Genomic DNA, 22,895 nt, shown 5'->3' with positions numbered 1-22,895 from the left:
ATGGTATAGATTTTATACTTTCCGGATAATTTCCATGCCTTTCAAAATAGCTTGTTCATTCATTGGAATCAACTTATGATGCCGTTCGGGTAAAGATTTTTTTAAACCTTTCAGTACATTTTCGAGGGATACCATCGGTTTTACTTTCAGTAATCCCCCAAGTACGATCATATTGAACGCTTTAGAATTTTCCATTTCAATTGCTGTGTCCATAGCGTCAATACGATATATATCAATATCTTTTCGGGTAGGGGCATGGTGGATTCCGTAACCGTCATATATCAATACACCTCCCGGTTTTACTTTATTTTCGAATTTTTCTAAAGAAGGCTGATTCAGAATAATAGCGACATCAAAAGTATTCAATACGGGAGAACTGATACGTTCATCACTTAGAATAACAGTTACATTGGCTGTTCCGCCACGTTGTTCCGGTCCATAAGAGGGCATCCAGCTTACTTCTTTGTCTTCCATGAGACCCGAATAAGCCAAAATCTTACCCATTGAAAGGACACCTTGCCCGCCGAAACCGGCTATAATTATTTCTTCTTTCATTGTGATCGGTTTTTACAAATTATTCATTTTTCAAATCTCCTAATGGATATTTGGCAAACATGTTCTGTTCCATCCATTTATTTGCTTGATCCGGAGTCATTTTCCATCCGGAGTTACAAGTCGAAACAAATTCGACCAATGAAGTACCTTTGCGTGCCATAGAGTTCTCAAAAGCTTGACGTAATGCTTTCTTCGCTTTTTTTACGGCAGCAGCCGTGTGTACACTTTGACGTGTAACATAACATGTCCCGTCTAATTGTGCTACGAGATTTGATATTTTTAGCGGATAACCGTTCAATTCTACATTTCTTCCGTAAGGGCAAGTTGCCGTTACCATTCCTTCTAATGTCGTAGGCGCCATCTGTCCGCCGGTCATACCGTAGATTGCGTTATTAATGAATATGATAACGATGTTTTCCCCTCGATTACAAGCATGAATAGTTTCTGCCGTACCGATAGCGGCTAAATCTCCGTCACCTTGATATGTAAATACCATTTTTGACGGATTCAAGCGTTTTACGGCGGTTGCTATCGCCGGTGCACGTCCGTGTGCCGCTTCGAGCCAGTCGATGTCGATATAATTGTAGGCAAATACTGCACAACCTACCGGAGCGATACCGATAGCTTGTTCTTCCATTCCCATTTCATCGATAACTTCGGCAACAAGTTTGTGGACAACTCCGTGGCTGCATCCCGGACAATAGTGCATGGGATTATCGTTCATCAGCCTCGGTTTGTCATATACGAGGTTTTCGGGTTTTATGATTTCGTTTACATCCATAATCTTGAGTTTTTAATCGTCTGTAAGAATACTTTCGTACTCTTTTGTAAAAAGGTTTCGATTTTATCCTTTGTAAAAAGGAAATGTCCGGATTACATCAATTTCTGTTTAAGAGCATTGAGTACTTCGTCCGGAGTAGGAACGATTCCTCCTAAGCGTCCGAAATGTTCGACTTTAACTTTTCCGTTGACGGCCAAGCGTATATCTTCGACCATTTGCCCGGCATTTAATTCTACCGAGATCATACCTTTTACCTTATTTGCATATTCGGCAATGATTTTCGATGGGAAAGGCCATAATGTGATCGGACGTAATACCCCTACTTTTATACCTTCTGCGAGAGCCATTTCTTGTGTTTTCAGACAAATGCGAGCCATTGAACCGAATGCCACCATTAAATAATCGGCATTTTCGCAACCGATTTCTTCATAGCGCACTTCAGCTTCTTCTATTTTACGGTACTTAGCTTGAAAACGAATATTGTTTTCTTCCATGATAGCCGGGTCGAGTTCCAGAGATGTGATAACATTCCGTTTGTGTCCGGCAAGTTTACCCTGCGTTGCCCATGGCATTTGTTTACGTATCTCTTCTTCGGTGCGACGTGGACGGAAAGGTGGCAAAACCACTTTTTCCATCATTTGACCGATAATACCGTCTGCAAGAATTATGGCGGGGTTATTATATTTAAAAGCCAGATCGAAGCCTAAAGCGACGAAGTCTGCCATTTCCTGTACTGAGGCCGGTGCTAAAGTAATAAGACGATAATCTCCGTGTCCTCCTCCTTTTACTGTTTGGAAATAGTCTGCCTGACTCGGTTGTATAGTTCCTAAACCGGGGCCTCCTCGCATGACGTTAACGATAAGGCAGGGAAGTTCGGCACCTGCAATATATGAAATACCTTCTTGTTTCAAACTGACTCCCGGACTTGAAGATGATGTCATCACGGCTTTTCCGCATCCGGCACCACCATAAACCATATTGATTGCAGCTACTTCGCTTTCTGCTTGAAGTACCACCATGCCGGTAGTCTCCCAAGGTTTCAATTCCATTAATGTCTCCATAATCTCAGATTGTGGAGTGATAGGGTAACCGAAATATCCGTCTGCTCCATAGCGTATGGCAGCATGGGCTATTGCCTCGTTTCCCTTCATTAATTTTACATCTTCTGTCATATCTTATTCTTATTTTAGCGTGAAGAGAGTGGGAGACTCTCGTTTATAGTTTTACTTTATATACGGTAATACATCCATCGGGACAAACATAGCCGCAACTGGCACATCCGATACAATTATCGGGATTCTTCATGTATGCATAATGATACCCTTTATCGTTTACCTCTTTCGGCTGGAGAGCCAACACGTCGGCAGGACATGCCACAACGCAAAGTTCGCATCCTTTGCAACGCTCGTTGTTCACTACAACAGCACCTTTTATCTTAGCCATACTTAAAAAGATTTGTTTTATTCACGCAAATGTAGCCTTTTATTTTGAAAATAGTTCCGAAAACAACGATTTTTCGATATAAACAAAATTCAATATTCGGTTAATCACGTTAATTTGTAACAGCTTAGAGCCTGTCGTAAATTTTGCTCGGGTCAGATTTGAAAGTTTCTTTCGAGGATGTTTTTCTGTTTTTAGGAGGATGATAGCGGGCTATCTGACGAGTGAAAACGGGAAAAAAGACCGAAAGAAAACGCAAAGATGACCTGACAATATTTTTATCGGAAAATTTAGATGACAGGCTCTTATATCGTAGTTTAAGTTTTATAAAAAATGCCGGTATTCTTTGTTTGAAAGTACCGGCATTTCATAATGGTTGTCGTTATCAATGTTTCCCGTCCCGCTCTACTTCGTAAGTCTTTCCGGGTTCTGTCATTATATCATATTCATACACTTTGTATAATAGTGGATATTGGGGATTGATTTTCGGAGAAATTAAGGGAGTTTTTATGTTTGCCGTTTGGTAAAGGGGGTTAGGGTTATTACCCTTGGCCGGCTTTATTCCATCTCCTTTTAAAGGAACGTAAGAGCGAATTCGCAGGTTTCCTCCGAGCTTTGATAATATGCGAGCTTTATTAAGTTGTACACCGTCCCAGTCCATACTGACTTCAAAACCTCCGCGTGCCATAAGACCGTTTACACTTCCTCTGCGCCACATATCGGGTAAGGCTGGCAACAAATGTACAGCCCCGTCGTGACTTTGTAGTAACATTTCGGCTACACCGGCCGTATATCCGAAGTTCCCGTCTATTTGGAAAGGTGGATGTGCATCAAAGAGATTCGGATATGTTCTTCCGTCATTATTACCCTTCTCTACCAGCATCAACATGTTTTGTATGATTTTGTAGGCGTGGTTTCCGTCTAACAAACGTGCCCATAAATTAATTTTCCATCCGATAGACCAGCCTGTCGCTTTATCGCCTCTGTAAACTAAAGAGTTGCGAGCAGCTTGGAAAAGTTCAGGATGATTGTAAGGCGAAATTTGATTGCTGGGATATAGACCGTATAGATGTGAAACATGACGGTGGTCATTGTTGGGATCATCTACGTCTTGAAGCCATTCTTGCAATTGGTTATACTGGCCGATTTGCATAGGAGCAAGGCGATCTATCATATTTTGCAATTTATTGCAGTAATCCGCATCACCATTTAATATTTTAGTCGCTTGCAAGGCGTTTGAGAGAGCATCGAATGCGATCTGATTATCCATCGTGCAACCGGCTACGATAGAGTTACCGTTACCTCTCGGTCCATGTTCCGGTGAACTCGACGGTACGGTTACCATCCATTTATATGTCGGGTGTTCTGTCAAAAAATCGAGGAAGAAATCGGCAACGCCTTTTAGTGCCGGGTAAACATCTTGCAAATATTCCTTATCTCCGGTATAAAGATAATGTTGCCAGACGTGTTGAGAGAGCCAAGCTCCACCATTAGGCCATACATAATCTGCGCCGTCGACAGGACCGCAACTGCGCCATAAGTCTGTGTTGTGATGCGTTACCCATCCGTTGCAACCGTACATCTCTTTTGCAGTTTCTTGTCCGCTTACCGAAAGCTCTTTAACCATTTGGATCAGAGGTTCATGTGTTTCACTGAGATTAGTTACTTCTGCAGGCCAGTAATTCATCTCCGTATTGATGTTTATCGTATATTTACCGTCCCAAGGAGCTTGTAATTTTTCGTTCCAGATTCCTTGAAGATTTGCCGGTTGACCTCCGGGTTGGGATGAAGATATGAGTAAATAACGTCCGAACTGGAACATTAGAACGGCGAGTGAAACATCATTCCCGTTTTTAAAATTTTTTACTCGTAAATGGGTCTCTTCTTGTGCCTCTTTAGACGTGCCGAGATCCAATGTTACTCGATCGAATTGCTTTTTGTAGTAAGCAATGTGATCGGCCAAAGCTTTTTCATAAGGTTTCTTTAGTGCTGCTTTCATATAAGCGTCTGCACGTTTATGCTCATTTGCACTTACATCGTTGTAATTGACAAAGTTTGTAGCGGCTGAAATATAGATAGTAGCAGTCGTTGCATCGGAAACTGAAATTTTATTATCCGAAGTTTTTACTTTGCCGTCCGTCGTTTTTATGAATGTCTGGTTTTCAAGTCGGATAACACCGGGAACACCTTCATGATCAGCACCTTTTCCTGATAGAATTAATTTACCTTTTTGAGTGGAAACGGTGTGTTTTAACGGTGATACATAGTCGGCTGTAAAATTCAAAGCACCTTGTTTATCACTGGTGATTCGCATGATTACCACATTATCGGCAAATGACGTAAATAGCTCTCGTGTATAGGTTACACCGTTTACTTTATAACGAGTGGTAGCAACAGCTCTTTTTAAATCTAAGTCTCGGTAATAATCTGTGTAATTTTCATGTCCGTCAAAATGCAACTTTAAGCTTCCTATGGTTTGGTAAGGCATTCCGTTGCGGGGAGTCCTGAATTTTTTCTCCATGATCGGTTTGGCCTCTTTTGATTTACCTTCGAAAATGAGCCGTCGTACTTCTGGCAGAATGTCCTTTGCTTCCGGATTATCATTGCGGTGTGGGCCGCCTCCCCATACAGTCTCTTCATTTAGTTGAATTTCTTCGTTATCCGGAATTCCGTAAATCATTGCTCCCAATCGGGAATTTCCTAATGGTAAAGCTTCTACCCATTGTATCGCAGGCTGTTTGTACCATAACTTTAGGTCTTCGGCTTTTGCAAAAAGAGTGCACATGATTAGAAAAGTGCTCGATAGAAAAATCTTTTTCATGATAGTGTGTGTTATGTAAATGTTATGTGTTTTTCTTATAAGTCCGATAAAACTGTCTAAAATGCGAATTTAAGAATAAAAATAGAAAATAAGAACGCCATGTCTCAGAAAATGAAACATGGCGTTAAATGTGTGTCTGTTTGTTACAGAATGTCGGAAACTTTCTGTTTAAATTTAAACGGTTTCTTATTCTTGTATACCTTTCATCGAAACTTCAATAAATGCGGCTTTTGAAAATAGCTTTTTCATTAATTTTTGGATACTTTCCGGAGTCTGTTTTTTTACAATATCTTCGAATCCCGACATATTATCGATACCGTACTGGTTATATGTATTGATTGCTCCTAACCAGTATTTATTTTCATGCAGATTTTCCGTATGACTTTTCAGCATGTATTCTTTTACTTTATTGAAGTCTTTTTCCGAAGGTCCTTCATTTATGGTCTTTTCCAATTCAGAAATAGCTCGTTTCTGGAGTTTCTCTTGCATTTCGGGATTTGTGTCGAATCCGAAAAGGAACATCCATGTATTTGTTTCTTTAGAAAGAACAGACTGAGTTCCGACTCCGTATGTTCCGCCTTCTTCCTCCCGAATGGTCGCTGTGTAAACAATGTCCATAATTTGGTCGAACATATTCAGTTTTATGTTGTTCTCCAAAGAATATTTACATTTGCCTACATACGCTGCATATACTGTTGAGGTCAAAGTCTGCATGGTTTTTTCAAAATGGTTGTCATAATTTTCCATGCGTATTCCTATTTTATCTGTACCCGGTTTTTCTTTGCTGTATGTAGATGGTAGGGACGCAATGTATTTTTCTACCAGCGGTTTCAGTTCCTTTTCATCGATATTTCCGACAAAAGTAAATGTAAAATCTGAAGCGTCACCAAACCGTTCTTTCCATATTTGCAATATTCTGTCATAGTCGGTCTGGTCTATTTCTTCAGGTTTCAGGCTCATTTTTCTCGGATTTTCTTTATATAAAGCTACATTAAGAGAATCTTTAAAAGCTGCACGAGGATTGGCACTGGCATTTTTCAACATATCTTTTATTTTGCTTTTCCATGCTTCTATTGCTTCCGTATCTTTATGTTGATCTGTAAATGAGAGATAGAGCAACTGCATTAATGTAGCTAAATCTTTAGGAGTGGAGCTTCCGTTGACGATTTCTGAACGGTCATCCAGTCCGATACTCAAAGAAACATTTTTTCCGGCCAATACTTTTTTCAGATCTATGTTATTAAAGCTTCCTAAGCCTCCCAAATCGATGATATTATTGAATATTTTAAGATTGGGAATATCTTTGTCTTCATATAAAAGATTTCCGCCTTTACTGATACCGGTCATTAAGATTTCATCATCTTTAAATGTCGTTGGTTTGATAACGACTTTAGCCCCGTTTGACAAAGTCCATATCGTTGTACCGAATTTTTTGTCGGTTGCGGTTTTTATTATACTTCCAGCTTTAGGTTCGTGACTGATTAATGGTTCATTCGAAACTTTATCGGTATAAGGTTGAATATCCTCATTTTTAATCTCTTTTAAAAGAGACAGTACTTCTGTTTCCGACGGATATGCAACTCCGTCTTTCTCTGGTCCGGTAATAGTAACTACGACATTTTCTTCTCCGATAAGGTCTTGTATGTATTTGTTTACCTGTTCGATACTGGTAGAAGCAGCAACTTTATTTAAAAGCATATAGTCGGTTTCGATACCGCATATCGATCCTCCGTCGGTAAAATGGCTGACATATTCTTCTACATAAGAGCTGTTTTTCTGCTTTTCTCTTTCTTTATACATACTCTCGATCATACTCAACAAATTAGCTTTTGCCCGTTCATATTCCGATTCAGTAAACCCGAATCGATTTACGCGTTCGGTTTCTTGAAGAAGAGCCTTAAGTGCTTTTTGAGTTTCTCCTTCTTTGCTGACAGCCATAGTCGTAAATGCGTCCATTGTTTTGGAAACAATAAAGTTTGCGTCATAACTGTATGCGGACATAAAAGGTGCATTCTGCTTTTCTGATATTTCTTTTAGACGATCGTTCAGCATCATTGAAGTGACCGATTTAAGGTAAATACCGGCAATACCTGCAATAGTAGCTTTCAGCTCTTTGGTCATAGGTTTGTGTTTGTAATATACGGTCACTTGACTACCTGTAGCTTCTTTATCTTTTGCAATGGCTATAATCGGTTCTTTATTGTCGGGGACAGTATAGTAGATTCGTTCAGCGGCATTTTCCGGTTTGGGAATGGTGTTGAAAATTTCTTTCAGTTTTTTTTCTGTTTTATCTGCATCTATATCTCCTACAATAATAATTCCTTGTAAGTCGGGACGATACCATTTATGATAATAATCTTTTAATGTTTGGTAAGGAAAGTTCATGACGATGTCCATCGTTCCGATAGGCATGCGGTTGGCATATTGGCTACCTGCGAATATCTGTGGAATAAGTTTTTCGAGAATACGCATGTTGGCGTTGGTTCGGGTTCTCCATTCTTCTCTAATTACTCCCCGTTCTTCATCGATTTCTTTGTCTTCCAAGGCGATGGCATTAGACCAGTCGTGTAAGATGAGCAGACATGAATCAACGATACCTTCACGGTTTACAGGAACATTCGATATGTTGTAAACCGTCTCGTCGAATGATGTATATGCGTTTACATCCGTTCCGAATTTTACTCCATTCGATTCTAAGTAATTCAACATTGACTTGCCCGGAAAATTTTTACTTCCGTTAAAAGCCATGTGTTCCAGAAAATGAGCAAGACCTCTTTGGCTGTCGTTTTCTAATATCGAACCGACGTTTTGTGCGATATAAAATTCGGCTCTATTTTTAGGAAATGCGTTATGGCGGATATAATAGGTCAGCCCGTTGTCCAGTTTCCCATATTTAACTTTCGGGTCGATAGGCAGAGGTGCCATTTGTTGGGCGTACGTTAGCAGCCCGAATACTGTCGATAAAATAATTGTTGTTACACTGCGTAATTTCATTACTTTCTTATTTAAATTAATTATTTTCGTTTATTCAATTTCAGCAGAGGAAACATATCCGTTCATCATAGCATAAAAACTGAGTCCGGATACACTTTTTATTCCCAATTTGGCTGTGATGTTTTTTCTGTGGCTCAAAACCGTGTTGATACTGATATTGAGTCGGTCTGCAATCTCTTTGTTAAGAAATCCTTGTGCTATGAGCTGTAATACTTCTATTTCTCTGGGAGATAGTTCTTCCTGACTTTCGTTCGAAAATTTTTGACATGTGCGTTCGATCAGGTTTTGTAATTGTTCTATCAGAGAGTTTTGTTCCGAGCGTATGCAAAGCTGGTATTCTATATTGGAAAAGTCCGTTTGCGGATAAGAACAGTCTGTGAGCAGAATGGTTTTCCCTTTACGCGGGAGAAAAAAATCATAATGAAGCAGAAATGTGTCCGGGAATGTGAAGTATAGGTCATATTTCTCCGGAGATTCTGATAAAAAATATCCTGCATCGGTATATACCGTGATGTTCCCGGCAGAAAAATAATCGGTTAGAATTTGTTTCAATCCGATATTGATCAATGTGACAGGAGAAATAATCGCAATATCTTTATTATGTAACATTCAGCCTGATTGGTTTTAATTGTCGTTTTTTCCTCGTTTCATAGCTTCATTCATCGGTGATAAAATTCTGTTACGAATGCGGTTATGTTGTTTTATATCTTTTTCAAGAGTATAAATTGCGAAAATTACCCCATAGCAGAGATTCGGATCTATCGTTCCGGACAAATGCATGACGAACAGACTGGAGAGATCGTGAAGTTTTTCTTCTAATGAATCTTGTTCGTCAGAGCCTTTTGTCGGAAGTTTTATTCCATCGGGACGTTGATTCCCTATTTTTTCAGACAATAGTTTTATTTCGGGAAACCATGTAGTCCGGTCGTGTTCGATACGGATCAATAACTCATTTTTCACTTTCAGAAAAAATTGGTGTATCAGTTCGAGGTTATTCCCCGAAGTCCCGCTGTGCTGAATAAGCGAGTTGAAATGTCTCTCTATATTAGGTAACTGAAAGCATTCATAATAAATGTTGGTTTTTGTCAGATAATCTACTATTTGAGTCGCGCAAAACGTTTTTAACCTGTTTTCCGGGAAAAACTCTTCGTTGATGAATGTATTTAGTATTGTGAGAAAGAAATCCGTATCAAGAGAATTTTCTTCACAAACCGAACGGACGCTTTTATCACCTATACCTAACGTAATCCCGAACCGGTTTAATACGGGTATCAATGTCGGTTCGTGCAATATGATGTCGCAGAGTTTCATGTCTGCATATACTAAAGGCATATTCTTTATTATTAGAAAGTTTAAATATTCATACCATTATATGATTTCCGATTCTGTAATTATATAGTCCATCGGAATATCATGTTTTTCTACAGGCAAAAAGTCTGTAATCTGACAATCGTAACAGATCCCTATTTTGCATGCTGCAACTTGTGATAATAACCTGTCGTAATATCCTTTACCTCGTCCCAGCCGATTACGTTTTTTGTCGAAAGCAACTCCCGGGATAATGATCATATCTATAACCGAAAGATCGGCAATTCTGTCTCCTTGAGGCTCGATAATTCCGTAACTTCCTGTTTTGAGTTTTTCCGGATGATAATTGCAAATTATCAGATTATTTCCTTTTACAGCCGGAAGTAAGAGGCGTTTATCTTCTTTCCATAGTCTCAGAAAAGAAGACGTATCGACTTCATCCGGTAGAGAATGATATAAAAGAATTGTTTTTGCCTGTTTAAATTCCGGCAACTGTTCGATACGACATCTGATTTGTTCTGAAAATCGAATTCGATCTTCTGTCGTTATACTTTTTTTTAGGTCTTTTATGCTCATTCTGATGTCAGACTTCTTGCACATGACTTTATATCTTTATTTATTAGGTATTTCCGGAAAACCTTTATTTTCGTCAAGAATATCTACCGCTTTTAAAAATGTTTTATCTTCCAGCATCAATATCGGATAAAATGCTTCATCTCCCAATAAATTTCGGGCTATATAGGCATGTAGTTGGTTATTTATTATTTTTCGGGAGATATTGATATATACCGGACGAGGTTTTACGCCTTTTGATGCGGCATATGCGACAAACTCATCGAGTAACGGTTCCCGTTTCAAATATTGCAATAGACTTCCGTAATCTTTAAATTGAGATAGTTCTTTTCTGTGTTTATTCGTATATTCCAAAGCGAACTGATAAATAATACCGTTATTTACGACATTGTTCAGATAGGACGTGACACCGATTGTATCTCGGGGTACGAATATGTCCGGCATAATACCGCCTCCGCCATATACGATGCGTCCGTTTCGAGTTTCGTAACTTAGAGAATCATTTAATTTGATACTGTCTTTGGTATCGAATTCTCCATGCAAGAAACGGTTCATCAAATCTTGATTATAATCTTCTATGTCCCCCATCTTATACTCTTTCTGTATCGATCTTCCGGAAGGGGTATAATATCTGGCGATGGTCAGGCGTATGGCCGATCCATCGGAAAAAGGAATCTGTTGCTGTACTAATCCTTTCCCGAACGAACGTCTTCCTACTATCGTGCCGCGGTCGTTATCTTGAATTGCTCCCGCAAAAATTTCGCTTGCCGATGCAGACCATTCATCCATAAGTACGACCATTTGATTATTTTGAAAAGCCCCTGTCCCGTCCGAGTAGGCTTCGTTTCCTTCACTGCGGGGAAAAGCCTTTCCTTCGGTATATACGATCAATTGGTCTTTGGGAAGAAACTCATTAACCATTTTAATTGCGGCGTCCATGTATCCTCCTGTATTGCCCCGTAAATCGATAATATATCGGTCAGCACCTTCCTTTCGCAATTTAGCCAAAGCATTCATAAATTCATTGTAAGTATTACGCCCGAATTTACTGATCTTCAAATATCCTGTTTTGTCATTTATTTTGAATGATACATCTACGCTATTGACTGGAATGTCACCTCGAGTAATGGTAAAAGTAAGCAGTTTCTTTGCCGATGAACGTTTTACACCCAAATCTACTTTAGAGTCTTTTAGACCTCTTAGCTTCTTCATTACTTTGACCATGGGTTCTACGCTTTTACCCACAAAAACCGTATCGTTGATCGTAACAATTCGGTCTCCCGGGAGAATCCCCGCTTTTTCTGATGGTCCGCCGGGTATGACACTGACTACCGTAATCGTATCGTTCAATACACTGAATTGTATGCCGATACCGCTGAAGCTTCCCTCCAGTTCTTCATTTACGCTGAGCAGGTCTTTGGCTGGAATATATGCAGAATGAGGATCTAATTCTCCGATAATTTTAGGCATTGCGTTTTCTACCAGCTTGTTGATATTTACTGTATCGACATATTGACTTTGGATGATGCTCAATAGAGTTTCTATTTTATTCTGTTTTGCAAAAATACGGGAACCTATTGTACTGGCTTGATGGTAAAAACGTCCTATGCAAATTCCCAAAACAATGCTTATTGCAATGATAAAAGGAAGCCAGATTGCGGTTTTTTTCTTCATAATCGATATTACCTGTAAAACTTCTATATATTAATTTAAGAGTCTGCTTTTAATGTCGGTTTCACTATTTGACCTCAACAAAATCAACTTCTATTCCGGCTTTTTTTAAGAGGTCTATTCCGTCATTCAGTCTATAATATTCTGAAAAAACGACTCGGCGTATTCCGGATTGGATGATCAGTTTGGCACATTCTATGCATGGTGAAGATGTGACATATAGAGTTGCTCCGTCACTGCTATTGTTCGATCGAGCGACTTTCGTAATTGCATTTGCTTCGGCATGTAAAACGTATGGGTATGTACGGTCGTTTTCATCTTCGCAAACGTTTTCAAATCCTGCAGGAGTGCCGTTATATCCGTCCGATATTATCATTTTTTCTTTAACGATGAGGGCTCCGACTTTTCTGCGTTTGCAATATGAATTTTCTGCCCAGATGAGAGCCATACGTATATAACGTTTGTCCAATGTTAATTGTTTATCTTCCGAGTTCATCCTTTCTATGTTAAAATCCGGATATATTTCCACCAATTTTATGCAAATGTACCTCTTTTCAGCTATATATCATTTTTTTTCTCTTAAATAAACCGAAATTTTGTGGTATATCAGTTTATTCTTTTTGAAATATTATATGATCTTATCGGTTTTGAATGATTTTTTATATTTGTTCTTTTAGCCATTGAATTTCTTCCGCCCAAATCGATTCATCAGGAGTTTCGAGAATCAGCGGAATATTATCCATTCGAGGGTCTTGCATGATTCGGCGGAACAATTCTTTCCCAAGAATGCCTTTTCCTAAGCTGTCGTGCCTGTCCACATGAGATCCCAATCCTTTTTTAGAATCGTTGAGATGCATTCCCCTCAAATATTCGAATCCGATGATTTCATCAAATTTTCGGAAAGTCGCTTCATAACTTTCTTCGGTTGTGAGGTCATACCCTCCGGCTATGGTATGGCACGTATCTATACATACGCCGACACGGCTTTTGTCTTCTACTTTATCTATAATATAGGCGAGATGCTCGAATGCATAACCGACATTAGATCCTTGTCCGGCTGTATTTTCTATAACGGCCGTTACATCGTGTGTCGCATCCAATGCAATATTGATAGATTCTGCAATGCGGTCGAGACACGTTTCGAGCGATATTTCTTTCAAGTGGCTTCCCGGATGAAAATTCAGCAGTCGCAATCCTAACTGTTCGCAACGTTGCATTTCATCGAGGAAGGCTTCTCTTGATTTTTCAATTCCTTCGTTTGTAGGATGTCCGAGATTAATCAAATAACTATCATGAGGTAATATTTGTGCTGCTGTATAGTTATATTTTTCGCATCGTTCACGAAATAAGTCTATACTCTCTTTAGAAAGTGGAGATGATTTCCATTGCCTTTGATTTTTTGTAAATAAGGCAAATGCCGTAGCTCCTATCTTAAATGCGTTTTCTGGTGCATTTTCTACACCTCCCGATGCGCTTACGTGTGCTCCTATATATTTCATAAATCTCGAGTTTTAAGTTTGATAATAAATACAAATTTACACTTTTCTATCGGATATTGAAGCCTTCTATGCTATTTTCATTCAGAAATGGAAAAAGATTCTTTATCTTTGAAACGATAAATAACATGAATGTATTTTTATAGCCTGTTTGAATTTCGTTCGGGTTATTAAAAAGTGATTGAAAATCGCTTATTATTTCGTATGTGTCCGATATGTTGAGCAAAAATAAAATAAAGTTTATACACTCTCTTGAGCTGAAAAAAACTCGTCAGGAGACCGGATGTTTTGTTGCTGAAGGAAATAAATTGGTAAATGATACGATGCGAAGCTTTGATTGCCGATTATTGGTTGCAACGGCTTCTTGGCTTGAGGGACATTCGGAGTTGAAGGCAGAAGAAATTATCGAAGTATCTTCGGAAGAGATTAAAAAGGCATCATTGCTGAAGACTCCTCAAGACGTAATTGCCGTTTATCGTATTCCTGATTATTCTATAAATTTCGAATGTTTGGCTGAACGTCTTTCTATCGCCTTAGATATGGTACAAGATCCCGGTAATATGGGAACGATTATACGTTTGGCAGATTGGTATGGCATCGAAAATGTTTTTTGTTCTTTAGGTTGTGCAGATGTCTATAATCCTAAAACCGTACAGGCAACGATGGGAGCTTTGGCGAGAGTGAAGGTGTGCTATGTCGATCTTAAGGATCTTTTTGAAAAGGTAAAGATTCCGGTTTATGGAACATTCTTGAATGGTGAAGATATATATAAGTCGGAGTTGACTTCACATGGAATTATTGTGATGGGAAATGAAGGGAAAGGCATATCTGGAAATTTAGAACGCTATATTTCAAAACGTCTTTTTATTCCTAATTATCCGCAAGGAAGAGAAACGACGGAATCTCTTAATGTCGCGGTTGCGACCGCGGTCGTTTGTGCAGAATTCCGTCGTCGTATGCGATAAATTATAAGCCTTTTTTCTTAGCTTCATCCCAAATCGCATCCATTTCGGCCAAAGTCATGTCTTTTAAGTTGCGTCCTTGTTGAATTGTCTGTTGTTCGAGATAATTGAAACGGTGTATAAATTTTTGATTGGTGCGTTCCAGAGCATTTTCCGGATTGATTTTATATAAACGTCCTGCATTGATGATACTGAATAACAAGTCTCCGAATTCTGCTTCCATTTTATCCGTTTCCATGTTTTCAATTTCGGCTTGGAGCTCTTGAAACTCTTCTTTTACTTTTTCCCATACTTGATTGCGTTCTTCCCAGTCAAACCCGACATTTCTCGCTTTGTCTTGAATACGATGAGCTTTGACCATTGCCGGAAGAGCTGACGGAACTCCTTCAAGAACGGTCTTATTTCCGCCTTTTTCTTTTAGCTTTAGCTGTTCCCAATTTTGTTCTACTTGATTAGAAGTTGTGGCATCGATGTTCCCGAACACGTGAGGGTGTCTGTAAATCAGTTTATCGCATAACGAATGACATACGTCGGCTATGTCGAATTGCTCTTTTTCTTCGGCTATTTTCGCATAAAATGCGATATGTAATAAAACATCTCCCAGCTCTTTACGAATGCCGTCGATATCGTTTTTTATGATTGCATCGCATAATTCATAAGTTTCTTCTATCGTATTTGTTCGTAAACTTTCATTAGTTTGTTTTTTGTCCCATGGACATTTTTCTCTTAATTCATCCAGAATATCCAGAAAGCGACCGAATGCCGCCATTTTTTCTTCTTTGCTATGTTTTGTCATTTTGATTGTTGTTTAAAACGGATCAGTCCGTTATTTAAGAAATTTATATATTGTTTTATATCGATACTATAGCCGTATGCAGAACTTAAAGGGTCGCCTTTGGGAGTAAGAATTACTTGGTAAGGTTGGGATTCGCTTCTGAATTTTATCTGTTGCAAAGCCAGCCATTTTTCTCCGAAAGTCGTAATTTCCGTCGGTTTCCCGTCGATAGAGATTATTTCTGTTTCCGGAAGTTTGGTTTTATCATCTACCATTAGTCGTATGACGACGAATTCTTGGTCGAGCAGATGTTTAATGCGGGGATAAGTCCATACCGAAGCTTCCATTTTTCGACTTTCCGCACAACCGTATCCGGAAAATTCCAGTAATACAGGTTTCTCTGAACTTTTAGCATATTCCATGCCTTCATCGTAACTATCGAAATGATTATCGAAATCTTTTGTATAGAGATTGAAATCTTGTGCATAAAGAGGAGGGACTAAAGCTCCTATTTCTTTCAGTGGAGCTCCCAGAAGTCCGGGAACCATGTACAATGTAAAACTAAAAGTCAATATGGCGAGGAAAAAACGTCCGACACTGATAGCCGGAGTTTCTTGATCATGGGTAAATTTCAATTTCCCGATAAGATATATTCCTAAAAATGAGAAAATAATTATCCATAAAACAAGAAAGATTTCCCGGTTTAATAAATGTTTGCCATATATAAGATCGGCAATGGATAAAAAAGTCAGGGAATAGGCCAAAATAAAAAATCCTGTAATCCGGTTAAGCAACAGCAGGCGATGAGCTTGTTTAGGTGTCGCCAGATTCCATGTTGTGAAAATAAGAATGATTGCGACCGGAAGAACAAAAGCGGAAACGAATCCGTTTAAAGTCAGAAATGGTCCTAAAATCGGATGTAACGAAGCTGCTTGTGTAAGATATGATCCGATATAAGAGCCTGTACAAGAGAGTGATAATAAAACTGTTAGAATCGATAATCCGATAAAATTACCGACAGCTTTTTTCTTACTGATTATTGAAGACTGGAATGCTCCGAGTAAAAATGCAGCCAATATGACAAACAGAATGAACAGAAATAAATTAGATATTAGGTTTGTTGTAAACTGATAAAAGATTTGAATTCCGAATATTGAGCTGAGTAAAATTCCGCAGAGCGGAAATACGATTAGTAGGGTAATGCTATATAACAATATGCGAAACAAAGATCTTCTGCGCGATGTCCTTTGCTGCTGAAAACTATATATGCTCATCAATATCATAGGCCATAGACAAGGTGTCAACAAAGATAAAAGGCCACCTTTGAATCCATTTACGTAAGCTTTGCGATAGCTGATTTCAGTACTGGCAGGACTTTCTCCGAATTCCTCCATTTGTCGCTTTACGGGTTTCCACATATTCAGATAAGCCTTATTGAGCCGTTCGTGTTTTGGGGCAATTGCAGATGAGGCAGACGTTTCCGAATTTTGTAAAGTTTCGTTGATCGTTTCTTCTAATGTGAAATTATAGCGGGTGGGAGGCAAGCATGTGACATTATTGCATGCTTGATATTCGATATGTCCTTCGATTAAGATTTTTTCACTACCGGGTATTATTTCGATTCCTTGTATAAATCGGGCAGAATGATTGTACCATTTGAGATTCATTTCGAATAATGGGTTATATTCTTCTATGGGACGATTGATTTCATGTATATTTCCGGATAAAACCGCCCCTTCGATTTTGTCAAATATGAAAACTGTGGAGTGGGGACCGCCTTCGGGAAGTTGTATCCCGAAAAGATGCCATTCTCCTGATATATGGGCTGAAAATACGATCTCTCTGAAACCTTCTTTTTCCGTACTGTTAATTTGGGTATCCCATTTGACCGGTTCAGCTTTTTGCGGTAGGGCATAAATGCCGGTTATTAAAAAGGATACCAGTAGAACGATGATCTTTTTCATATTTGTGTATATTGAAATCAAATCACAAAGATACTTCATAAAAGTATATGGTAATAGTCTATTTTTCGTTTTAATCGGCAGAAAAGCGATAAAAATAAGAAGGATTTGCAACTTGTCGAATAAAACCGTATCTGATTGAGGATTTTTTTCTAATTTTGTTTCTTAAATTTTAGAATATATGATGTCGAAGATAATACCTGAGTCTCAAATTGCTCAGGTAAACAAGCTGATTGACGAAGCTGATCATATCGTGATTGTTTGTCATGTTTCTCCCGATGGTGATGCCGTTGGTTCTACTTTAGGTTTATATCATTTTTTATCTGCGATAGATAAAGATGCTACGGTCATAGTTCCGGATGCTTTGCCTGATAATTTGTTGTTCTTACCGGGAGCTAAGGATATTTTGATATATAGCCGTTATACCGATTTTGCAAAAGAATTAATACAGAAAGCAGATCTGATTTTTTGTCTTGATTTTAATGCCTTGAAGCGCATTGATGCGATGGAGTTGGCGATTAAGAATGTCGGTGCGAAAAAAATCATGGTCGACCATCATCTCGATCCTGAACAGTTTTGTAATGTAACGATTTCTCATCCCGAAATATCATCTACATGTGAATTGGTATTTCGTCTGATTTGTCGTATGGGAATGTTTGATGACTTGAATGTTCAATGTGCAACAGCGATTTATACGGGAATGATGACCGACACGGGAAATTTTACTTATAATTCCAATAAGTCCGATATCTATTTCATTATAGAAGAGTTGGTAAAAAAAGGTATAGATAAAGATAAAATATATGCGAAAGTCTGCAATACGAATTCAGTCGATAAACTTCGATTGAACGGATATGCTGTGAGTCAGAAAATGGAGATTTTTCCGGAATACCGTGCTGCGATGATTTCTCTGACACGGGAAGAACTGAATCGTTATCATTACCGGAAAGGCGATAGCGAAGGTTTGGTAAATGTTCCTTTAAGTATAGAAAATATTGTATGTTCGGTATTTTTTAGAGAAGAGACGGGCTTTATTAAAGTTTCGTTGCGCTCGAAGGGGGCGTTTCCTGTAAATAAAATTGCAGCTGAGCATTTTAACGGCGGTGGTCATTTGAATGCTTCCGGTGGAGAGTTTTTCGGAACGATGGAAGAGGCGCAGGAGTGTTTTCGTAAATTGTTGCCTCTTTATGTCCGATATTTGAAAGATTAAATTTTTTTATTGTCTTATATAGATTGCTTATTCTACGAATTCGTTATTTTTGAACCGATTAATATATATCAGGTATATATTGTAACAGGAGAATTCTTACTAAATAAAAATAGATTAAATGAAACAAAAGCTTATATTGATTATGCTTCTTTGCGGATTCCTGTTTATAGGGACTTCTTGTAAAGATGATAAAACTTACGCTGAGTTATTGCAAGAAGAACAAGATTCTATCGATAAATATCTAAAAGGTTACAGGGTTGCCGATATTCCTGCAAATCTTGATGATCTGGAGACTACGAATGGTGATAGAGAAAGTTCTGATGCTCCATATTACAGGCTTGAAGATGGTGTTTATATGCAGATCATTTCGAAAGGGAATGGTACTTCTATACAAAAAGGCGATAAAGTTTATTTCCGTTTTTTACGACAAAACTTAAATACTCTTGCTTCTACGGGAAGTGCCGATGCTGTGGGTAATTTTTATTATGAAAATATCGATGATTATTACTTCAATTATAACACGGTTACGACATCATCTTCCACAACCTACGGTCTTGGCATAGAGTACCCATTGCAGTACGTAGGAAATAAAGCTGTTGTAAAGGTTATCGTTCCTTCAAAAATGGGATTTACCGAGTCTATTTCGTCTGTTATTCCATATTTATATCTTATTGAGTATTCATTGAGTGAACAATAATAACCCTAACTATAAAAATTTCAATTATGTCATTAATTAAATCGATTTCAGGTATTCGAGGTACTATCGGCGGTAAGGCCGGAGAAGGTCTGAATCCCCTCGATATCGTTAAATTTACGGCGGCCTATGCGACATTGATCCGCAAGACGACATCGGTAAATACAAATAAAATAGTAGTAGGTCGTGATGCCCGTATTTCGGGAGAAATGGTTAACTATTGTGTGGTCGGTACTTTGATGGGTATGGGCTTTGATGTTGTGAACATCGGCCTGGCAACAACTCCGACAACCGAATTAGCTGTAACGATGGAAAATGCTTGCGGCGGGATTATTTTGACGGCGAGCCATAATCCTAAACAGTGGAATGCATTGAAGTTGTTGAATGAGAAAGGTGAATTTCTGAATGCGGCAGAAGGCAATCAGGTTCTTGAAATCGCAGCGAAAGAGGATTTTTTGTTTGCGGATGTAGATCATTTAGGTAAAGTTACCGAAAATTTCACATATACACAGAGACATATAGATAGTGTCCTTGCTTTGGATTTGGTGGATGTCGATGCCATTAAAGCCGCAGGTTTCACTGTCGCCGTAGATTGTGTCAATTCTGTCGGAGGAATTGCTATTCCGGCATTGTTGGAGGCTTTAGGCGTAAAAAAAGTTGAAAAATTATATTGTGACCCGAACGGGCAATTCCCCCATAATCCCGAGCCTCTGCCTGCACATCTTACCGAAATTTCTTCTTTGATGAAAAGAGGGGGTGCAGACGTCGGTTTTGTTGTTGATCCGGATGTCGATCGTTTGGCTATTATTTGTGAAAACGGAGATATGTTCGGCGAAGAATATACCTTAGTTGCGGTTGCCGACTACATCTTAAAACATACTCCCGGTAATACGGTATCGAATCTGAGTTCTTCCAGAGCTTTACGGGATGTGACCCGTTCTTATGGTCAACAATATAGTGCTGCTGCCGTAGGAGAGGTGAATGTCGTAACCAAAATGAAAGAAACCGGTGCTGTAATCGGTGGAGAAGGAAATGGTGGAGTTATTTATCCGGCAAGTCACTACGGTCGGGATGCTTTAGTAGGTATTGCATTGTTCTTGACTCATCTGGCAAAAGAGAAAAAATCGGTTAGTGCCTTACGTGCTACTTATCCGCCTTATAGTATTGCTAAACAAAAAGTGCAGTTGACTCCGGATATCGATGTGGATGCCTTGTTAAAGGCCGTGAAAGAGAAATATGCACAATATGAGGTAACGGATATCGACGGTGTGAAGATAGATTTCCCTGATAAATGGGTACATCTGCGCAAATCGAATACCGAACCTATTATTCGGGTTTATGCCGAAGCGAAAACTCCTGAGTTGGCGGAGGAAACAGCCGCCGAGGTTATGGCTGTAATTGAAGAAATGGCGAAAAAATAAGCTTTGAAATTTAGATAAAGTATCGAGAATAGGCCGTCTCAAAATAGAATTCTGAGACGGCCTATTCTCGATACTTTATTAGTTAGTTCCCGTCTTACCGGATATTGCCACTTTAATAACTCCATCTTCCCGATTTTCAAAAATATGGTAAGCTTTTTCTATTTCGGTCAAAGGAAATCGGTGGGTAATAAGCGGGGTTGTATCTATTCTCCCTTTTTCTATCAAAGTAAGAATCTCGGCACAGTCGCATCCGTCCACTCCTCCTGTCTTAAAAGTCAGATTTTTTCCGTACATATAAGGTAAAGGCAGTGTTTGCGGTTTATCATAGAGTGCTACGATCGTGACGGTGGCATTGGGACGGGCACATTCCCATGCCAGACGAAAAGTATCTTCACTGCCTGCTACCTCCAATACGACATCTGCTCCCCCGTGATTGCTGTTTTGAAGAACGAAGTTTTTACAATTTTCCGGTTCTGTAATTAGAATATCAGGATAATGTTCACGGACAAAATGAATCCTGTCAGGGGATTTTTCGCAAACGATGATACGTTGCGGTTTTTTTAACATTGTACAGAGCAGCGTACAAATTCCGGTAGGACCGGCTCCAATAATGAGCACTGTATCTTCTTCGGAGATTTCTGAAATACGGGTTGCCCAAAAGCCTGTGGCAAGAATATCTCCGACGAATAACGCCTGTTCATCGCTGACTGTATCGGGGATACGATTCAAGCCTTGATCAGCAAAAGGTACTCTGACATATTCGGCTTGACCTCCATCGATACGGCATCCCAAAGCCCAACCCCCATTGGGGTCGGTACAGTTGTTAACATATCCGTGACGGCAGAAGAAACATTCACCGCAGAAAGTTTCAACATTTACCGTGACTCTGTCACCGGGTTTAACCGATAATACGTCAGTACCTATTTGTTCAACAACGCCTACCATTTCATGTCCGACAGTTATACCGGGTATTGCACGTGGTACACTTCCGTGTTTGATATGTAGATCACTGGTGCAAATACTGCTAAGAGTCACACGGATGATTGCATCGCGGGAATCTCTTATTTCTGGTCTCGGTTTTTCCAGTAGTTTGAATTTTCCATGTTCAATATAGGTATATGCAAGCATGATGTTTTTCTTAAAGTGTTCTTTTTATTATATTTATCAGTAAATTATTCTGCATCTTCATCCAAAGTTTCGATCAAGAAACTTACCGGGCGAAATCCGTCATTACATGAGATCATGGCCGATTTTTTATTTTTCATCCATCCATTATAAAAATTACTTCCGCCATGAGCTAAAGTCATCACGAAAGGCGACATGCTTTGCCAAGCACTTTCGCACATACCATCAGGTTTTTCCCAGCCATTAGCAATAAATATTTGTCCTTCTTTCATATCGCATGCATGTTCGATAAAATTTTCATATTTAGCCATTAGATCGTGATAGCAGGCCGTTCGCATAACAGTGATCTTACATTTTTTCATGAAAGTATTGTCTATATTTTGTGCCATAAAGATAATGAAATCAAATGAGAGATTATATAATGTTGTTTCTATTAATTATCTTTGTAATCAGCTAATGTATAAATAACAAGAATATGTCGTTGGGTAGAGTACTTCTTTCTATTTTCTTTCCACCGCTTGCAGTGTTGGATAAAGGTTGTGGTTCTGTCCTTATCGTATTTATTCTTACGATGGTAGGGTGGGTTCCCGGAGTAATAGGAGCTTTGGTTATTTTGAATAAATCAGAAAGCTGATACAATATTGATACATAATGATTGTTCGCATTACCGAAGATAAAAAACGATTTCTTGATCTGTTGTTGCTTGCCGATGAGCAGGAATCTATGATAGACCGCTATTTGGAAAGAGGGGAGATGTTTGTCTTTTATAAAAAAGAGATTCCGGTAGCGGCATGTGTTGTTACCGATGAAGGAGATAATGTTTGTGAAATAAAAAATATCGCAGTTCTTCCTCAATATCAACGACAAGGATATGGCAGACGTTTGATAGATTTCTTATTGGAGCGTTATAAAAAATCTTATCGGGTTATGCTCGTAGGGACGGGAGATACTTTTTCGACTATATCTTTTTATGAACATTGTGGTTTTATGCGTTCTCATCGTCTTCCCGGCTTTTTTACAGATCATTATGATCATCTGATATTTGAGGAGGGGAAGCAATTGGTAGATATGGTTTATTTAAAAAAAGAATTATGATTTTTTCTCGGGA

At 38.9% G+C, this 22,895-nt stretch carries 22 protein-coding genes; 6 read left to right on the top strand and 16 right to left on the bottom strand.

Annotation, left to right across the window (positions count from 1 at the left end; translation table 11 throughout):
* Positions 1-12: 12 nt before the first annotated feature.
* The 12 genes from Q0093_RS02720 to nfo form a co-directional block, all read right to left on the bottom strand.
* Complete coding sequence (locus Q0093_RS02720; RefSeq protein ID WP_022390002.1) at positions 13-555, bottom strand: 2-oxoacid:acceptor oxidoreductase family protein; 543 nt, start codon at positions 553-555, stop codon at positions 13-15.
* A 19-nt stretch (positions 556-574) separates the two neighbouring features.
* Complete coding sequence (locus Q0093_RS02715; RefSeq protein ID WP_009319351.1) at positions 575-1,336, bottom strand: thiamine pyrophosphate-dependent enzyme; 762 nt, start codon at positions 1,334-1,336, stop codon at positions 575-577.
* A 92-nt stretch (positions 1,337-1,428) separates the two neighbouring features.
* Complete coding sequence (locus Q0093_RS02710) at positions 1,429-2,508, bottom strand: 3-methyl-2-oxobutanoate dehydrogenase subunit VorB (RefSeq protein ID WP_297305324.1); 1,080 nt, start codon at positions 2,506-2,508, stop codon at positions 1,429-1,431.
* Between the two features lie 43 nt (positions 2,509-2,551).
* Positions 2,552-2,779, bottom strand: coding sequence for a ferredoxin family protein (locus Q0093_RS02705; RefSeq protein WP_009319353.1), 228 nt, complete (start codon positions 2,777-2,779; stop codon positions 2,552-2,554).
* A gap of 382 nt (positions 2,780-3,161) precedes the next feature.
* The gene (locus Q0093_RS02700; RefSeq protein WP_297928348.1) at positions 3,162-5,597 is read right to left on the bottom strand and encodes a glycoside hydrolase family 95 protein; all 2,436 of its coding nucleotides are present in this window, start codon (positions 5,595-5,597) and stop codon (positions 3,162-3,164) included.
* Between the two features lie 186 nt (positions 5,598-5,783).
* Complete coding sequence (locus tag Q0093_RS02695) at positions 5,784-8,591, bottom strand: pitrilysin family protein (protein ID WP_297928347.1); 2,808 nt, start codon at positions 8,589-8,591, stop codon at positions 5,784-5,786.
* 30 nt (positions 8,592-8,621) lie between these two features.
* Complete coding sequence (locus tag Q0093_RS02690; RefSeq protein ID WP_294176224.1) at positions 8,622-9,200, bottom strand: response regulator transcription factor; 579 nt, start codon at positions 9,198-9,200, stop codon at positions 8,622-8,624.
* 15 nt (positions 9,201-9,215) lie between these two features.
* Positions 9,216-9,923, bottom strand: coding sequence for a helix-turn-helix transcriptional regulator (locus Q0093_RS02685; RefSeq protein WP_297928346.1), 708 nt, complete (start codon positions 9,921-9,923; stop codon positions 9,216-9,218).
* Positions 9,924-9,959: 36 nt separating this feature from the next.
* Positions 9,960-10,499: a 5-formyltetrahydrofolate cyclo-ligase gene (locus Q0093_RS02680; protein ID WP_294176219.1), complete on the bottom strand. Its 540-nt coding sequence runs from the start codon at positions 10,497-10,499 to the stop codon at positions 9,960-9,962.
* A 12-nt stretch (positions 10,500-10,511) separates the two neighbouring features.
* A complete protein-coding gene (locus tag Q0093_RS02675) occupies positions 10,512-12,146 on the bottom strand; it encodes a S41 family peptidase (protein ID WP_297928345.1) in 1,635 nt (544 codons plus the stop codon).
* Positions 12,147-12,210: 64 nt separating this feature from the next.
* Positions 12,211-12,639 carry a dCMP deaminase family protein gene (locus Q0093_RS02670; protein WP_031258503.1) on the bottom strand — a complete coding sequence of 143 codons (429 nt, stop codon included), beginning with the start codon at positions 12,637-12,639 and terminating at the stop codon, positions 12,211-12,213.
* Positions 12,640-12,802: 163 nt separating this feature from the next.
* Positions 12,803-13,642, bottom strand: a complete 840-nt coding sequence (gene nfo, locus Q0093_RS02665; protein ID WP_294176210.1) for a deoxyribonuclease IV — start codon at positions 13,640-13,642, stop codon at positions 12,803-12,805.
* 212 nt (positions 13,643-13,854) lie between these two features.
* Between nfo and Q0093_RS02660 the strand changes: the two genes are divergently transcribed.
* Positions 13,855-14,604: an RNA methyltransferase gene (locus Q0093_RS02660; protein ID WP_297928344.1), complete on the top strand. Its 750-nt coding sequence runs from the start codon at positions 13,855-13,857 to the stop codon at positions 14,602-14,604.
* 1 nt (position 14,605) lies between these two features.
* Here Q0093_RS02660 and mazG read toward each other — a convergent pair whose 3' ends face one another.
* Together mazG and Q0093_RS02650 are read right to left on the bottom strand one after the other, a co-directional pair.
* Complete coding sequence (mazG, locus tag Q0093_RS02655; protein ID WP_297928343.1) at positions 14,606-15,397, bottom strand: nucleoside triphosphate pyrophosphohydrolase; 792 nt, start codon at positions 15,395-15,397, stop codon at positions 14,606-14,608.
* A complete protein-coding gene (locus tag Q0093_RS02650) occupies positions 15,394-17,340 on the bottom strand; it encodes a thioredoxin family protein (protein WP_297928342.1) in 1,947 nt (648 codons plus the stop codon). The genes mazG and Q0093_RS02650 overlap by 4 nt, the downstream gene beginning before the upstream one ends.
* A 178-nt stretch (positions 17,341-17,518) precedes the next feature.
* Between Q0093_RS02650 and Q0093_RS02645 the strand changes: the two genes are divergently transcribed.
* The 3 genes from Q0093_RS02645 (at position 17,519) to glmM (ending at position 20,662) form a co-directional block, all read left to right on the top strand.
* Positions 17,519-18,547: a bifunctional oligoribonuclease/PAP phosphatase NrnA gene (locus Q0093_RS02645; protein WP_297928341.1), complete on the top strand. Its 1,029-nt coding sequence runs from the start codon at positions 17,519-17,521 to the stop codon at positions 18,545-18,547.
* A gap of 118 nt (positions 18,548-18,665) precedes the next feature.
* The gene (locus Q0093_RS02640) at positions 18,666-19,244 is read left to right on the top strand and encodes a DUF4827 domain-containing protein (RefSeq protein ID WP_294176201.1); all 579 of its coding nucleotides are present in this window, start codon (positions 18,666-18,668) and stop codon (positions 19,242-19,244) included.
* 26 nt (positions 19,245-19,270) lie between these two features.
* Complete coding sequence (gene glmM, locus Q0093_RS02635; RefSeq protein ID WP_297928340.1) at positions 19,271-20,662, top strand: phosphoglucosamine mutase; 1,392 nt, start codon at positions 19,271-19,273, stop codon at positions 20,660-20,662.
* A gap of 78 nt (positions 20,663-20,740) precedes the next feature.
* Here glmM and Q0093_RS02630 read toward each other — a convergent pair whose 3' ends face one another.
* Positions 20,741-21,790: an alcohol dehydrogenase gene (locus Q0093_RS02630; RefSeq protein WP_297928339.1), complete on the bottom strand. Its 1,050-nt coding sequence runs from the start codon at positions 21,788-21,790 to the stop codon at positions 20,741-20,743.
* A 44-nt stretch (positions 21,791-21,834) separates the two neighbouring features.
* Entirely contained in the window at positions 21,835-22,149 is a 315-nt protein-coding gene (locus Q0093_RS02625; protein WP_294176198.1) for a TIGR04076 family protein, read from the bottom strand.
* Between the two features lie 113 nt (positions 22,150-22,262).
* On the opposite strand from Q0093_RS02625, the gene Q0093_RS02620 reads away from it, so the two are divergent.
* Complete coding sequence (locus Q0093_RS02620) at positions 22,263-22,421, top strand: YqaE/Pmp3 family membrane protein (protein ID WP_294176197.1); 159 nt, start codon at positions 22,263-22,265, stop codon at positions 22,419-22,421.
* Positions 22,422-22,435: 14 nt separating this feature from the next.
* A complete protein-coding gene (locus tag Q0093_RS02615) occupies positions 22,436-22,882 on the top strand; it encodes an N-acetyltransferase (RefSeq protein WP_294176233.1) in 447 nt (148 codons plus the stop codon).
* Positions 22,883-22,895 lie beyond the last annotated feature (13 nt).

The sequence above is a fragment of the uncultured Coprobacter sp. genome (assembly GCF_947855755.1).
In the GTDB taxonomy this organism is placed as follows: domain Bacteria; phylum Bacteroidota; class Bacteroidia; order Bacteroidales; family Coprobacteraceae; genus Coprobacter.
The sequence above is the reverse complement of the archived record's forward strand: the minus strand, read 5'-3'. Positions and strand labels throughout refer to the sequence as shown.

Bases quoted from the DNA above. Each gene is read 5' to 3' on its own strand.
- Q0093_RS02630 (WP_297928339.1), bottom strand. From the start codon at position 21,790: ATGCTTGCATATACCTATATTGAACATGGAAAATTCAAACTACTGGAA.
- Q0093_RS02675 (WP_297928345.1), bottom strand. From the start codon at position 12,146: ATGAAGAAAAAAACCGCAATCTGGCTTCCTTTTATCATTGCAATAAGC.
- glmM (WP_297928340.1), top strand. From the start codon at position 19,271: ATGTCATTAATTAAATCGATTTCAGGTATTCGAGGTACTATCGGCGGT.
- Q0093_RS02690 (WP_294176224.1), bottom strand. From the start codon at position 9,200: ATGTTACATAATAAAGATATTGCGATTATTTCTCCTGTCACATTGATC.
- Q0093_RS02645 (WP_297928341.1), top strand. From the start codon at position 17,519: ATGATGTCGAAGATAATACCTGAGTCTCAAATTGCTCAGGTAAACAAG.
- mazG (WP_297928343.1), bottom strand. From the start codon at position 15,397: ATGACAAAACATAGCAAAGAAGAAAAAATGGCGGCATTCGGTCGCTTT.
- Q0093_RS02620 (WP_294176197.1), top strand. From the start codon at position 22,263: ATGTCGTTGGGTAGAGTACTTCTTTCTATTTTCTTTCCACCGCTTGCA.
- Q0093_RS02650 (WP_297928342.1), bottom strand. From the start codon at position 17,340: ATGAAAAAGATCATCGTTCTACTGGTATCCTTTTTAATAACCGGCATT.
- Q0093_RS02670 (WP_031258503.1), bottom strand. From the start codon at position 12,639: ATGAACTCGGAAGATAAACAATTAACATTGGACAAACGTTATATACGT.
- Q0093_RS02680 (WP_294176219.1), bottom strand. From the start codon at position 10,499: ATGTGCAAGAAGTCTGACATCAGAATGAGCATAAAAGACCTAAAAAAA.
- Q0093_RS02705 (WP_009319353.1), bottom strand. From the start codon at position 2,779: ATGGCTAAGATAAAAGGTGCTGTTGTAGTGAACAACGAGCGTTGCAAA.
- Q0093_RS02625 (WP_294176198.1), bottom strand. From the start codon at position 22,149: ATGAAAAAATGTAAGATCACTGTTATGCGAACGGCCTGCTATCACGAT.
- nfo (WP_294176210.1), bottom strand. From the start codon at position 13,642: ATGAAATATATAGGAGCACACGTAAGCGCATCGGGAGGTGTAGAAAAT.
- Q0093_RS02700 (WP_297928348.1), bottom strand. From the start codon at position 5,597: ATGAAAAAGATTTTTCTATCGAGCACTTTTCTAATCATGTGCACTCTT.
- Q0093_RS02695 (WP_297928347.1), bottom strand. From the start codon at position 8,591: ATGAAATTACGCAGTGTAACAACAATTATTTTATCGACAGTATTCGGG.
- Q0093_RS02715 (WP_009319351.1), bottom strand. From the start codon at position 1,336: ATGGATGTAAACGAAATCATAAAACCCGAAAACCTCGTATATGACAAA.
- Q0093_RS02640 (WP_294176201.1), top strand. From the start codon at position 18,666: ATGAAACAAAAGCTTATATTGATTATGCTTCTTTGCGGATTCCTGTTT.
- Q0093_RS02660 (WP_297928344.1), top strand. From the start codon at position 13,855: ATGTTGAGCAAAAATAAAATAAAGTTTATACACTCTCTTGAGCTGAAA.
- Q0093_RS02685 (WP_297928346.1), bottom strand. From the start codon at position 9,923: ATGCCTTTAGTATATGCAGACATGAAACTCTGCGACATCATATTGCAC.
- Q0093_RS02710 (WP_297305324.1), bottom strand. From the start codon at position 2,508: ATGACAGAAGATGTAAAATTAATGAAGGGAAACGAGGCAATAGCCCAT.
- Q0093_RS02720 (WP_022390002.1), bottom strand. From the start codon at position 555: ATGAAAGAAGAAATAATTATAGCCGGTTTCGGCGGGCAAGGTGTCCTT.